This is a genomic window from Bradyrhizobium sp. 18BD (genome assembly GCF_054185225.1).
The window spans coordinates 122551-136403 of sequence record NZ_JAVAYL010000006.1 but is presented as its reverse complement, the minus strand read 5'-3'; the positions used below and the strand labels follow the sequence as shown (position 1 = coordinate 136403).

The window sequence follows — 13853 nt, the reverse complement described above, 5'->3', positions numbered from 1 at the left end:
GACAATATGTTGCGACGGGGGGCGGAAGCCGTTCACGATGAGCTGGCGGAGCTTCTGAGACAGTTCAACAGAACCGGTGAGGCGGCGCGAGCACCGCACGCTCCGGCTAAACTCTTTGGGAGGGCGGAGACGATGACAAAGTCGCTGATCCATCTTGCAAAGACGCAATTGCCGGCCCTAAAGGCACGACTGCCAGCCCTGCGGTCCGGAGGGTCCTCAACAGGCGACAATGAGGGCCCGTCCGGCGATTGGAAGACACCCGCGCGCCGGGGCTTCCTGATCGTCTTCCTCACCTTCGGCGTATTCGGCGGCTGGACCGCCCTTGCGTCGATCGATGGCGCCGTGGTGGCGACCGGCTCCGTCGTCGTCGAGAGCGATCGCAAGGTGGTGCAGCACCTCGAGGGCGGAATCGTTCAGAACCTGCTGGTGACGGGTGATGCGCATGTTGCGGAAGGTCAGGTCCTGTTGCGGCTCGACCCGACCCAGGAGCGGGCCAAGGAAGAGATCGCCCGCTCGGCGGTGTACTCGGCGATTGCCGAGGAGGCACGCCTGCAGGCGGAGGCCGAAGGAAAGGACAGCATCGCGTTTCCGGCCGAGCTGCTGCAGAAGACGTCCGATCCGAGCGCGATGCGCGCCATGGGTGACCAGAAGCGACGCTTCGATGAACGCCGTGCTGCGCGAAAGATCGAGGTCTCCATCCTGGAGGAGCGAATCGCGCAGGCACAGCGTCAGATCCAGGGGAATACTGCACAGAACAAGGGCGCGCGCGCACAGTTCGACAGTGTGACCCAGGAGTACACCAAGCTCAAGCCGCTCGCTGACCAGGGCATCGTGCCGTTCGCGCGCGTCGCCACGCTGGAGCGCTCCAAAGCCGATCTCGAGGGCAAGATCGGCGCATATGAAGCGGATATTGCTCGCTACGGCCGCATCATCGACGAGTCGCGGCTCCAGATCGACCAGGTCGGGCAGAAGGTGCTCGAGGAGGCAACCGGAAAGCTCGCCGACACGCGCGCCCAGCTTGCCGACGCGCGCGAGAAGCTGCGCGTCGCCGTCGATGTGCTGGCCCGGATGGAAGTCCGCGCCCCGCGATCAGGGCGGATCGTGAACCTCAAGGTTCACACGATCGGTGCCGTGATCAAGGCGGGCGACGTGTTGATGGAGATCGTGCCGGACAACGACGTTCTCGTTGTGGCTGCAAGGGTGTCGGCGCTCGATATCAACCACGTCCAGCTCGGCCTGCCGACCGAGGTGCGGCTTCCCTCGTTCAAGGCGCGCTCCACGCCGATCGCTGTCGGGGAGGTGCTTTCGATCGCGGCAGACGCCACGCGCGACGATGCCACGCATCAACCCTATTACGAAGTGAAGGTCTCGGTCCAGGTGATGCAATTCCCCGAGATGGTCCGCGAAAAGCTCAAGCCGGGCATGATGGCCGACGTTCTGATCGCAACGGGTGAACGCACGATCCTGGCTTATCTGACCCAGCCGATCACGGATGCGATCCGGCGCGGCATGCGGGAGAGCTGACTAAAGCACGATCCGGAAAAGTGTGCAGCGGTTTTCCGAAAAGATCATGCTCAAACAACAACCTAAAGCGCGATGACGATTCATCCTAATCTCATCGCGCTTTAGTGCGCAAATCTCGCTATCCCTTTGCGTACGCCATGACGACGCGACCGGTGGCGGTCTCGTCCATGACGACGCGGACGTTCTCGTAGGCGTCGTTGCGTTCGAGCAGGGTTGCCACTTGTCGATCCTGACCATGGCCCACCTCGAACAGCAGCGATCCTCCCGGCCGCAGGTAGCGAGGTGCGTCCTTCGTGACGCGCATGTGGATGCTCAGCCCGTAGGGCCCGGCGGCAAAGGCCTCGCGCGGCTCGTCTGCGAGCAGAGAAGCGCGATCACCTCTGAGCCGGGACTCCGAGATATAGGGGGGATTGCAGACGATCATGTCGATCGTTCGTTCGAGCTGCAGACCCGCCAGAGGCGCGAACAGATCGCCCTGGAGCACGGTGATGCGGGAAGCGACGCCTTGATGCGTGGCATTGCGTCGGGTGAGTTCGACACACCCGTCTGTCAAATCGCTGGCCCAGATGCGAGCGCCGGGGATATTGAGGGCGATCGCGCATGCCAAATTGCCGGCGCCGCAGCACATGTCGACGACCCGCGGCGCGGGGATGCGCGTGGCTTCAATCGCGGTCCTGCCGAGCAGCTCCGTCTCCGGTCGCGGCACCAGTGCGCCAGGACCAACCAGCAGTTCGATTCCCATGAACCGGCTACGCCCTCGCTCATACGCCTCAGCGACATTGATCGTCTCGCTCATCACAGTCAGATCTCCCACGTGACGCATAAGCAACCAGCGTTCAGTCCGAACTAAGTTATTCAGCCTGGCGGCCAGCTGCAGACCTCGACAAGTCGCCGGCGTACTGCGTCGATACCGGTCAGTTCAAACATGTTCTCATAAGCGGGAGCCGTTTCGGCAAACACCTTGATCAGAAACAGGCCGGCTTTCGGCATGGTGCGTACGAGACGGACGACGTCCCCCGGGAAAGCAAGACTTCGTCCGCCGTCGGCAACCCTCCAGCGCCCGTCGACCGGCGGCTGGCCATTGATCTGGAATGTGACTCTGATGTCGGTGGCCGGGGTCTTGGTCCAGGAATTCGCCGCGAAGAGCAACAGCTCGGTCCGATTGGCGTGACAACGGATAGCGAGCGAGGACGACGGATTATTCGAGCCGGCCCGTGAAGTCGTCTGCGCGGCGATTTGTGGCTTGTAGTCCACCGGCGACGTGGTTTCGCTCACGATCCAGTTCGGACTTGCAGGCGGCGCCTGAACGAATTGCCCAAGCGCGTTCCCGATCTGATCGTCGACGCATATCATGTGCTCCAGACCCTCAAACTGCGCACAAGCTTTCAAGGGATCTTGCGTGTCTCCCGCCTGTGCGTAGCTCAGATACCCGATACCCGCGAGCACGAACGCTGCGAGGGTACCCACTCGCTTCATCGCGATAATCCGACTGTCGCACCAGGCGAGCGATCGAGCCATTCCTGCGCCGGAGCAAACCGGGCCAGGGCGGGCACACTGGCGCGGAGATTCACATCCTTCCATTTCGTATCGAAGCCGGCAGATTGCAGCCGGTCGAACCGTCCGAACAGGTGCTCCACGAAGCGCGCCATGCGCCGATAGCGATCGGTCTGCGGCTGCCAATTGTAGGCGGCAAGAACTGTGGGAACGGCGATGGTTGCAATCCGCTTGCCCTCCGGAACCAGGTTTGGATAATCTTTTGAATCGAGGGATGACGGAAGATAATAGTCTTCAAACCTGGGATCATATTCGATCGGCAGGAACTTGAAGCCCTCTTCCCAGCGTCCCTTCAAGAAGGCGTCGACCGGCTTTGATGTGATGAAGACGACCGCAGCGATGTCGCCGCTTTTCATCTGCTGCAATGCCACTTGATGCGGTATGAACATCTTTTCGACATTCAATCCCAGCCGGCTGAAGATCAACGGTCCGGAATAGGCAGCCGCCGTACCCTGGGTGTTGAAGTTGACCTTCTTTCCCCGGAGGTCGTCGAGGGACTTGATTTCCGGGCGCACGAAGACATGCAGTTCGGCCGGGAAGAGGTTGAGGACATAGACGATGCGCTGCTGGATCGTCGGGACCTGTGCCTTGTACTCTTCGAGGGCATCCGTGTTGATGATCGCCGCGTCGACGCCCCTGAGATAGAGCAGTGAATTGACGTTCTCGGTTGCGCCGGTCGTCACGATCGGAATGACGTGCAGCTTGTCGTCATCATTGACGACGCGGGCGATTTCCGCGGCGAGGCGAAGCGGGGCGCCTTCGATCAATCCTCCGGCGAGCCCGACCGTCCATGCATTGATACGTTCTTTTGCGGTTGCCTCGGCCGATCGTTGCGGGGCAGGTGCCGGTGACTCGCGCGCCTGACGGGTTTGGGCGCCGGCGGTCGGCTGCAAGCCGAGGACTGCCAGGGCGACCAGGAATGCCAGCTTACTCAGTGACATGAGTCTCTCCACTCTTGCTGATTTTCGAGGGCTCGCTCCAGCAGCTATCTGAGCCCCACGATCCGTCCGTCCGCATCGCGAATGCCGCCGGCTCGAGCTCGTTCGTACAGCTCGCGCGCCTTCGCCGGATCGGCGGCGACGCCGCGGACGTCCCAGGATTGCAGCACGTGAGGGTCGTAGGTTTCGGCCAACATGAAGGCAGCCTTTGCACTGCCATGTTCAAGAATGTATTCGAGCAACCCGCGAGCAGCGTTGATGTCCGCTTGTCGCAGCAACGTGCTGGCGCGAGCGAGCAGCCGCTCCTCATTGGCAAGCGGACGCGGTGCTGCATTCGCACCGCTCGATCGCTCCACCGCCGCGACGTTTGTCGCAGCGGGGGCGGACGAGGCACCTGTTGTCAGCCTGGCCTCCGGCGGCGCTGCGGCGGAAGCGGGAGGCTTGGGCGAAGGTGAGGCGGGAGGTTGGGCGATGCTTTGGCTCGGCGCGCGCGCCGAACCGCTAGGTGGGGGAGCCACCACGGCGGCGGACGCATTCCATGCGGCTAGACGATCCCGGACGGAAGCGAGGGGCGGGGCCGACGCCTTGTCGCTGCTTGCTGGCTCTTTTTCGCGCGCGGCTTCCGCCCTGTCGGCACGTGCGGCGGCCTCGAACGCTTCAATCCGCGCCGCGTCGCGTTCATTTTGTCGCGATGCCGCTTCACGTGCGAGAGCGTCCGCCCGGCTGCGCTGCTGTTCGACCTCGCGCTCGAGCGCCCGACTGTGCTCGATGTCCGCGGAGCGGTGAGCAGCCAATTCTGAGCTCGCTGCCTGCGCGGTACTGAGCTCGGCGCGAAGAGAGGTCAACTGGCGGACGGCGCTTTCCGCTCTGTCCCGCTGCTTCTCGAGTTCGCGTGTCAGTGCCTGCTTCTGACCGGCCTCTGCGGCGTTCGCCTTGGCGGTCTCCGTGGTTGCGGTCCGGAGGGTGCCGAGTTCCTTGATCAGGGCCCCCGTCTTGTCCTGCTCCTGCTTCAGTTCGCGCTCGAGAGCTTGTTTCTGAGCGGCCTCGGCCGCAGTCGATTTCGCGGATTCTGATGCTGTGCTCCGTGCGGCGTCCAGTTCAGAGCGAAGAGAGGTCAGCTGACGGACAGCGCTGTCTGCTCTGTCCCGTTGTTTCTCGAGTTCGCGTGTCAGGATCTGCTTCTGACCGGCATCCGCGGCGTTCACCTTGGCGGTTTCCGAGGCTGCGGTCCGGAGGGTGCCGAGTTCGTTGATCAGGGCCTCCGTCTTGTCCTGCTCCTGCTTCAGTTCGCGCTCGAGAGTTTGCTTTTGTGCGGCCTCGGTCGCAGTCGATTTCGCGGATTCTGATGCTGCGGCCCGTGCCGCGTCCAGTTCAGAGCGAAGGAAGGCAAGCTGGAGCGCAAAGCGCTTAGCTCCATTCCGCCGGTCGTGGGGAGGCTCCTGCTTGAGCTCGAGCTCGGTCGCCTGCATGGCCTTTGAAGCCGCGACCCGTGCGACCTCGAGCTCCGCTCTCAAGAATGAGAGCTCACGCGATAGATTGTTCGTCTTTTCTCGTTCCTGCTCGAGCGCCTGCGTCTGCTGGATGCCAATCTCAATGGCGCGGGCGTTGTGCGCCTGGATCTGCCGCGCCGAGTCGAGTTCCGCTCGGACCGCAGCCAATTCGCGCGCAAGCTTTTCCCTTCGATCTCGCTCCTGATCCAGCAATAGTCTCTGGTTGATCCGCTCCGTTTCGAAAGCCGATTGAACAGCACCTGGGTCCGCGGGCACTGAAGATGCCGCTTCGCGCGCAGGGCTGTCGGCCGGAGCGGGTTGCCGCCCCTTCGCAGTCAGCGCCCCATCGGGGCCGGCTGCCGCAGGCCGGCGAGCTGGCTGTGCTTCGGCCGGCTGCGCCTTGTCCACGCGTTGAGCAAGGATCAAATTCCGTACGATCCCGTCGAGCTGGCTTTGTTGGGGGGTGGGGCTCGTTCGATCCAGCTCGGCCATTGCGATCAACTGCGCGCCACGGTCTCCTTCGTAGCGGGATTTTGCGTCGGCGGCTCCAATCGGCAGAAGACAGGTTGCCAGAAGCACCGTGAACGTGCCAGTCAGGGCGCAAGCGTGCGGCCGGCGCGCAGTGGTCAGCGCGACAGCTGCTTGTTTCGGCAAATCGAATCCGTGCACCCCCATTACTGCGGCCCAATGCTCGATGGAGATCATGACATTGCGTTCATGACACCGCTTTCATTGGCGTGCTGTCGATATCGCAGTCGCGGTAGCCACAACGGAGTAGAGGGAGCGGCAGCAGGGTATTAAGTAGATGAACCGGATCCGTGTCCAAAGCGTATTGACCCCGGCGATCCAGCTTAACTAGCCTGCGAGGACAATTCATCACACGCGCAGGAAGCTCGACATGAGCAGATCATTTGCCATTGTTGCCGGCATGACGGCAGTCGGACTGATCCTCATCAGCGGAATCGGAGCCTACGGTTCTGCGCAAACCTCCTTATCGGCCAGGCATCCCGGCGCTTCAGCCAGAAACGCAAATGCCGCAATGACCAGGGCGACGCCGCGGACGCAGCTTCCGCACCGACTTGTCATCCATGTCGATGTCAACGATCCGGCGGTGATGAATCTCGCTCTGAACAACGCCAGTAACGTGGCTCAGTACTACAGCGACCTCAACCAAAAGGTGGACATAGAAGTCGTGGCCTACGGGCCGGGACTGCACATGCTGCGAGATGACACATCCCCCGTGAAGGGGCGGATCAAGGCGATGATCGAAACCACGCCCGGACTTACGTTTGAGGCATGTGGGAATACGCGCGAAAACATGACGAAGAACGAGGGCAAGGACGTTCCGATCATTTCGCAAGCGAAGATCACCAAATCCGGAGTCGTCCGCCTGATGGAGCTTCAGGAGCAAGGCTGGAGCTATCTGCGGCCCTGACGGTCGCACGCCGCACGCGGAGCAGAAGACGGTTCGCAGCCGGCTTAAGGCAGCCGGCGCAACTGTTCTGTATCTTGCTGTCGCGCTACGAGCGCAACCTCAAATGCACTTGTCGTGGATCAAGGGCAGGACGCTGTGATCGCGCGCTCGATCACGGGGCGGTTGACCGAGAGGTGCGGCTCGACCACCAGATCAAGATGCCCGCCGGCGATCGGAATCACCTCGAGTTCTTCAAAGAGAGAGTCCCATCCGAGGCGCGGCGTTACGCCCGGCCGATGGCATGCGAAGACCGTTCCCTTGATGGGCAGGCGCGTTTTTCTGTCCGAAAGCCATCGCCCGAAAGCGCGCATCCGGAGGAGCTCCTCCAGTTCCAGCTTGAGCATGAAACGCGTGTTCGCCAAGCGCGACCAATGAATGGCGTCGATGAGCCTGCAGAATCGAACCTCCTGGCCGGTACGCGCGGCAAGCTTCGCAACGGAGCGACAAAGCATGCGATAGATGGTCACGCGATGAGATCGAATCCGCTGCAGGGTGCGTGAGAAAGCTTCGCGGTGATTTGCCTTGCGAGGGCCCACATTGGTGTCGAGGATGCCCAGGAATTTGACCGCGCGCCCCTGTGCAATCAATCGGCTCGCAACCTCGAAGGCGACGCCGCCGCCAAGGGAATAGCCGATCATGCGAACGTCGCCGAGTGATTGGGCCGCATTGATCTGTTCAACGGCCAGGGCGGCCATTTCCTGGACTGAATCGTACCCAGCGAGATTCCAGGTCAGGTCCGGATAGCGAATAGGTATGACCCGCGCCACCTTGCCCAGCTGAGCGCCGAACGCTGCCATACTCGGGCCGTACCCCATCGAGCCGGGCAGTATGACCAGACTTGGGAGGATCTGGTGGTCGGGACGCTGTGGCGCCGGCCTATCTACCGAGGCGACGGCCAGGATCATGTCTTCGGCGCTCATATCGACCGTGAACGCTGCCATGTTGAGTTCGTGGCCAATCAGCTCTTCGAGATCCATGACGCAGCGCAGAAGCTTCAGGGAGTCGCCGCCGGCCTCGTCCCAGCGTCCGGCGGCTTCCGGAACGCCGAGGATGCTGCTCCACACCTGTTGCACGGCTTTGTTGGCGTCGGCCATTCTCGGCACGGTCGGCACAGGCGTGGGCGAGGTCGTCTTGCTTTCCAGATCGAGCAGTTTCAGCCCGCCGTGATCGATCTTTCCTCCCGGAAGGCGGGGAATCTCCATGACTTCGTGCAACCGGGTCGGGTGTAATGCTGCAGGAACGGCCTGTCGGATCGAGTCGCGAATTTCGGTCTTGAAGTGAGGCCTCAATGGATTGGCAGGCGATGCAAAAAGGACCAGTTCGTTCGCATCCGTCACGACGGCCACGGCGTCCTTCACATAGGCGAGCTTGCGCAGCGCACTCTCGAGCTCGGCCGGTTCGACACGCTGACCATTGATCTTGAGCTGGCGTCCTTTGCGTCCAACGATCCGCATCAGTCCATGGGTATCCACGACGACGAGGTCGCCGGTGTGGTAGATGCGGGACTTTGGGGCGTCCGGGGCAGGCAGCGCCGGAGAAAGCCGTCCGCCTTCCCAGTATCCGAGCATGACGTACCTGCTCTTGATAACCAGTTCGCCGACTTCACCGCACGGGACGTTCTTTCCGTTTTCGTCGACCACGGCATAGGAGATGCCCGGAAGAAGATAGCCAACTGGAACGCTGACACCATCCTCCGGCCAGTCCTTGGGTAGAAACCACTGGGTGCCGGTGGTTTCCGTCGACAAATAGCTGACCTGAATGAAGCAACTTGGCTTCACCGCTTTTCGGACCAGCGCGATATCGGTCCACAGCACCTTCTCGCCGCCGATGCGGATCAAGCGAAGCGAGTCGAAGTCGGCTTGCCGGCTTGCGCTGATCAGTGCGCGTACCAAGGCTGGTACAACGTAGGTAATCGTCACCTGTTGCGTAACGATCTGGCGAAGAACGCCGCGCAACCCGAGGAGCTCGACGTCGACGATGTGCAGTTTCGCCCCCGTCAACACGGCTGACAGCATCTCGCGGCAACCAGCGATCGTCGTGGGGCCGCTGAGAGGCATGAAAACGTCGGCGGCGCCGATGTGACATGCATCCACATATTGCTGGACGCGCTGGAGCAAGTTGCGTTGACTGTTCACGACGCCCTTTGGCGCTCCGGTGCTGCCGGAGGTGTAGAGCACGACGGCAGGCGCATCGACCGGAACCTTCGCGATCGCGGAGTTTTCTGCGGAACGTTCGCTGGCGCTCGCAGCGTCAAGCCAGAGCAGGCCCGTTTGCTCGACCCACTCGGCGGAATCGCCAATATCCCGTCCGATCAGTACGGAAATTCGTGCGGCAGTGGCGATGCCGACGAGCCGCTGAACCGGATCGCGTGGATTGAGCGGGACCAGGATTCGTCCGGCCGCCATGCAGGCGAGCATGACGATTGGCTGCCAGGCCGATGCGCGCAACAACCATCCGACGGCCTCGCCCTCCGGGACGAGAGCCTCGATCGCCTGAGCCAACGTCAAGACTCGGGACAGCAGTTGTGTGTACGTAAAGGAATAAGTGCCGTCGTCGATTGCGATCTTGTTGCCAAACCTCGCATTGACCGAGATCAGGTGGTCGAGCGCACATGTGTCGGCGAAGCCGGCGCCAAGGGGATCGAAAGCTTGATCGACCGGGCCGTGCAGATCGAGAGGCACTTCCACAGGAGTCAGCCAGCGCCCAGGAAGTTGCTGAACGGTGGAGGACAGGTGCGTGTCGAGAGCGTCGCTTGAACCACCAGACGGATGTGTACCGCTAAGGGTCTGAAGCTGCATCACCATCCCCGTCATGTTCCTGCCCTAACGTATGCCACCCCGGGTTGGGGACGCATACTTCAAACGAAGGATGCGATTGTCGGCTGATTGAGGACTACCCGGCATTGGGCGGCGCCGGATCCAGGAGACGGCTTGCCGTCGCCGCCTGGTTATCGGCTTCTTTGCCGCATCAATGGGGCCGGGTGATTAACGTTCACCCAGCTTGATCATTTCCGTGTCCTCAAACCAGGTTCAGCTCGTTCGGAAACATTGATGACCGGCTCGATGCTCATCCAGCGTGCCGCCGCCGTTCTGAAACGGTGGAAGTAGAGCATGAGAGTCGACGTCGACGACCGCGCGGTATCGGTTGGAGCAACTTCGGTCGGCACGCCGTGCGCCAGGACACACCAGAACTTGATATGGGTATCCAGGTCCGACGACCGGGCGAAGCGGTTCAGAGCGCTCCGCACGACGTCTCGGCTCGTGCTTCCGGCGCGGACGCAAAGCAGAACGTGATCGGTCCAGGATGCGAGAAGTCGCACTTCCGGCGCATCATCCAGCGAAGGCGCATTGATGACGACGAGATCGTAGGCGTTTCTAAAATGCTCGAATAGCGAAGCGACCTTCGGGCCCGCCAACGGCCCCAGGCGGCTTCCCTGGGACAGACTTGACGAGATGTAGTCGATACCGAGCTCCGGGATGTGCTGGACGGCCTTGGCCGCCGCTCCGTCGTGCGCCAGCAGCTTGAACAGATCGGCAGATTCGCCGCCGGCGCGTCGGGGTATCTGGGCGAAATCCATGAACAGAACGCGCTGTCCGAGCTGTGCCGCGCAAGAGCCGAAACTCCAGGCGATCGCGCTCTTGCCTTCACCTTGCAAGCTGGACGTCACCAGGACAACCTGCTGCGCCCGTGGCGAGACCCGATCAGCGGCCATGAGGGATACGACGGTAGAGCGGACGGCCCTGTCGTACGAGATGGCCGAGTCCTCTATGTACCGCCGCGGCGAGCTGCTCAGTTCCAAAGGGATCGAAGGTATCAACCCGACGCACGGGATATCCAGGGCTTCAGCAGCTTCGGCCTCCGTGTGCAGACTTCGATCGAAGTGACGCAGGATGATGGCGATGAAACAAGCCAGGAGAGCGAAGACAATCGTAATCGGGGGAACGAGGAGGAGCGGATTCAACGAACTGGGGGAGTCCGATGCCGTAGCATCCGCGATGACAGTGACGTCCGATTCGGCGACGACGCCCTTCGTGGTCAGTTCCTGCCGTTTGCGCAGCAGGTTTTCATACTGCTGCGACAGGTTGGTGATCTTCCACTCCAACGCAGCCGCGCTCTGTGATGACGAGCTCTGACCTGATTGGATGGCGTCCCATTCCTCCTTTGCCTTGGACAGGTCACGCTGCACGACGGCCGATTGTGCTGCGATGGCATCCAGGGATTGAAGTTCCACAGCCTGCTTTTGCCGGATCAGCTCATCGGCGTAGGATCGTGCGACCAGGTTCGCGAGGTCGGCGGCCCGTTGCGGATTGGGGTCGCTGACAATGACGCTGATGACTCGCGACCTGCGTTCCTGACTGATCTTCAGGCGACCCTTCAAGGCCGACACAGCCGCGCCATCGCTCGGTTGATTTTTCCGGAATGGGAGCAGCTGCTTTACTGTCGACCATGCTATGCCGAGGAGCGAATCGGTCGCTTTGCCTCCGGTGGGGTTGTCGAGCAGCCTCACTGCCGGGACAAGCCGCCGCAGATAGGCGTCGGACGACATGACGGTCACGTGCGTGTCGATGGTCGGATCGTCCGAGCCGCCGGTCGCAGAGGCATTCCCCGGCGCTCCTGGAATGTTTGCGCCTGGGGCGTTCACGACAAGCTGGGCCGTCGCGAGATAGGATGGGGACATGAAAAGGCTCCCCAGCACCGCGAGCAGCGCGCCTGCGCCGATCATCTTGAGGATGAAGCGCCGGTATCGCCTGATGCTCTCCAGGACGTGCTTGAACGCTGCGATGGCGTCATCGGGAGGAGGCTCATCGCCGCGCGGCCGCCCCTGGGGCAGAACAGTCACCGGCAGAATCCGTTTACCTGTGAACGCTTCCATCGCGTGCTCCTCTACTGCGCCGGTTCCATCGCGTCCGCCGTTCGGGACGTTTCGGAAGCAACTGATGAATCGAGCCAGGACTGCAGCATCAGGATGGCCCATAGCGGTCGTGAGAAATCGCGGCGCCCGCTAAGATGTTGCCGCCAGCAGTCCTGCACGAGGGTGGTGTCCAGAAGCTGCTGGTTGCGAAGACGCGACTCGGAAATGAGGTCCGACGCCCATGAACGAAGAGGTCCCTTCAGCCAGGCGCCGACCGGTACGTCGAAGCCCTGCTTTGGTCGCTCGAACAGGTGAGGGGGCAGGTACCGGCCGAGAACCTGGCGGAGGAGCCATTTGCCCTGACCATGACGCACCTTCGCGGAGTTCGGCAACGTCCAGCTGAACTCGACAACGCGATGGTCGAGAATCGGGCAGCGAGCCTCCAGGCTGGTCGCCATGCTGGCCCGATCGAGTTTCACGAGAATATCGCTCGGGAGGTATCCAAGCATATCCCGGACGATAAAATCGGACAGAAGATCGTTGAGCGGAGGGATCGCATCGGAATCGGCCTCTGCCTGCTCGCGGGTCAACTGTAGTTCGGAAAGTCGTGTAGATCGGCGGTACATCTCGTCGACGTCATTGCTGCCGATAAGGTCTGCCAGGCGGTTGATCCGGTCGCCGTGGGTCATCCGCTGCAACCAATCCGGGAGACGAAGCGCTTCGACGACGCCTTCGCGCATGCCGCGTCCGAGCAGCGCTACACCGCTTGCGGCCATCGTCCGCAATGGCCGGTTGGACTTCAGGAGAGGCGCCAAGCGGGCCGACAGAACGTGTCTGGAATATCCGGCGAAGCACTCGTCACCTCCGTCGCCGGACAGGGCAACGGTGACTTCCCGCCTTGCGAGCCGAGAGAGAAGCAGCGTCGGGATCTGCGATTCATCGGCAAACGGCTCGTCCCAGATGGTCGGAAGTTCGGGAATGACCGCTCTGGCTTCTGCGGGGGTGAGACGCAGCTCGGTATGGCTCGTGCCGAGATGCCGCGCCACGGCCGCGGCGTTGGCCGTCTCATCAAAGGCGCGCTCACCGAAACCGATCGTGTATGTCTGCACCGGCCGGTCCGACTGGGCTTGCATCAGGGCCACGACGGTCGAGCTGTCTATTCCGCCCGACAGGAACAGCCCGACCGGCACGTCGGCAACCATTCGGTCGGCGACTGCGGCTTCAAGCAGGCCGTGAAGCTGGGACACGAGCTGGTGATCATCCGCGGTGGCCAGTGCTGCGCGACCCGCGCGCGCGACATCGGCCAACGACCACCACGAGCGTGCGTCTTCCCGTAGCGCTGTGCTGTCCCGCAAGGCCGAGAGGTCCTCGGTACGGATGGAGAGGACGCTGCCGGGGGGAAGCTTGAAGACGCCTCGCCATATGCACTGATCCTCCGGCAACCATCCGCGAGCCAGAAATTCCGTGACGGCGCAGGAGTCGATCTCCCGGTGGAAGTCAGGGAATGCAGCGATGGCCTTCAGCTCGGATGCGAACACGACTGCACCTGGAGTCCGCGCGACATAGAGCGGCTTTTTTCCCATTCGATCGCGGGCCAGATGCAGCATGCGGTTCCGGCGGTCCCACAAGCCGATCGCGAACATGCCGTTGGCGCGCTGGAGCGCCTTCTCGAGCCCCCACCTTTCGATCAAGCCCAGCAACACTTCCGTATCGCTATTGCCGGTGAAGTGCTTGCCTTCGCGTTCGAGTTCCCGGCGCAAGGGCTTGTGGTTATAGATCTCGCCGTTGAATGTAATGACGAAGCGGCCGTCGCTCGAAAGCATTGGCTGTCGCCCGGCATCGGACAGATCGACGATGGCGAGCCTGCGGTGTCCGAGCGCAATTCCGGCGTCCCGATCGCTCCAGAAACCGTCCGCATCGGGACCTCGGTGGCGCAGGCGAGCCGTCATCGGCCCGATCGCCGCCAGGTCGGCGGATCGAGAAGCGTGCTGCGTCTGAAATATTCCGGTAATCCCACACAT

The 13853-nt window shown here is 62.2% G+C and carries 9 protein-coding genes; 2 read left to right on the top strand and 7 right to left on the bottom strand.

Going from position 1 to position 13853, the window contains the following annotated elements:
- Nucleotides 1-132 precede the first annotated feature (132 nt).
- Complete coding sequence (locus RAD16_RS13190; RefSeq protein ID WP_458158310.1) at nt 133-1524, top strand: HlyD family type I secretion periplasmic adaptor subunit; 1392 nt, start codon at nt 133-135, stop codon at nt 1522-1524.
- A gap of 118 nt (nt 1525-1642) precedes the next feature.
- On the opposite strand, the gene RAD16_RS13185 is transcribed toward RAD16_RS13190, so the two are convergent.
- From RAD16_RS13185 to RAD16_RS13170, 4 genes are read right to left on the bottom strand one after another with little or no spacing between them, the layout of a single operon-like run.
- Nucleotides 1643-2320 (bottom strand): N5-glutamine methyltransferase family protein, encoded by a 678-nt coding sequence (locus tag RAD16_RS13185; RefSeq protein ID WP_458158309.1) that lies wholly within the window; start codon nt 2318-2320, stop codon nt 1643-1645.
- Nucleotides 2321-2379: 59 nt separating this feature from the next.
- On the bottom strand, nt 2380-3000 hold the full coding sequence (locus RAD16_RS13180; RefSeq protein WP_458158308.1) for a hypothetical protein: 621 nt from the start codon (nt 2998-3000) through the stop codon (nt 2380-2382).
- Nucleotides 2997-4019 (bottom strand): TAXI family TRAP transporter solute-binding subunit, encoded by a 1023-nt coding sequence (locus tag RAD16_RS13175; protein ID WP_458158307.1) that lies wholly within the window; start codon nt 4017-4019, stop codon nt 2997-2999. Before RAD16_RS13175 ends, RAD16_RS13180 begins: the two co-directional genes overlap by 4 nt.
- A gap of 44 nt (nt 4020-4063) precedes the next feature.
- The gene (locus RAD16_RS13170; RefSeq protein ID WP_458158306.1) at nt 4064-6211 is read right to left on the bottom strand and encodes a hypothetical protein; all 2148 of its coding nucleotides are present in this window, start codon (nt 6209-6211) and stop codon (nt 4064-4066) included.
- Between the two features lie 193 nt (nt 6212-6404).
- Between RAD16_RS13170 and RAD16_RS13165 the strand changes: the two genes are divergently transcribed.
- Entirely contained in the window at nt 6405-6941 is a 537-nt protein-coding gene (locus RAD16_RS13165; protein ID WP_458158305.1) for a DsrE family protein, read from the top strand.
- 119 nt (nt 6942-7060) lie between these two features.
- On the opposite strand, the gene RAD16_RS13160 is transcribed toward RAD16_RS13165, so the two are convergent.
- The 3 genes from RAD16_RS13160 to asnB all read right to left on the bottom strand — a co-directional run bounded on the left by RAD16_RS13160 (nt 7061) and on the right by asnB (nt 13853).
- Complete coding sequence (locus tag RAD16_RS13160; protein WP_458158304.1) at nt 7061-9793, bottom strand: AMP-binding protein; 2733 nt, start codon at nt 9791-9793, stop codon at nt 7061-7063.
- A gap of 191 nt (nt 9794-9984) precedes the next feature.
- On the bottom strand, nt 9985-11853 hold the full coding sequence (locus RAD16_RS13155) for a hypothetical protein (protein ID WP_458158303.1): 1869 nt from the start codon (nt 11851-11853) through the stop codon (nt 9985-9987).
- Between the two features lie 11 nt (nt 11854-11864).
- Nucleotides 11865-13853, bottom strand: a complete 1989-nt coding sequence (gene asnB, locus RAD16_RS13150; protein ID WP_458158302.1) for an asparagine synthase (glutamine-hydrolyzing) — start codon at nt 13851-13853, stop codon at nt 11865-11867.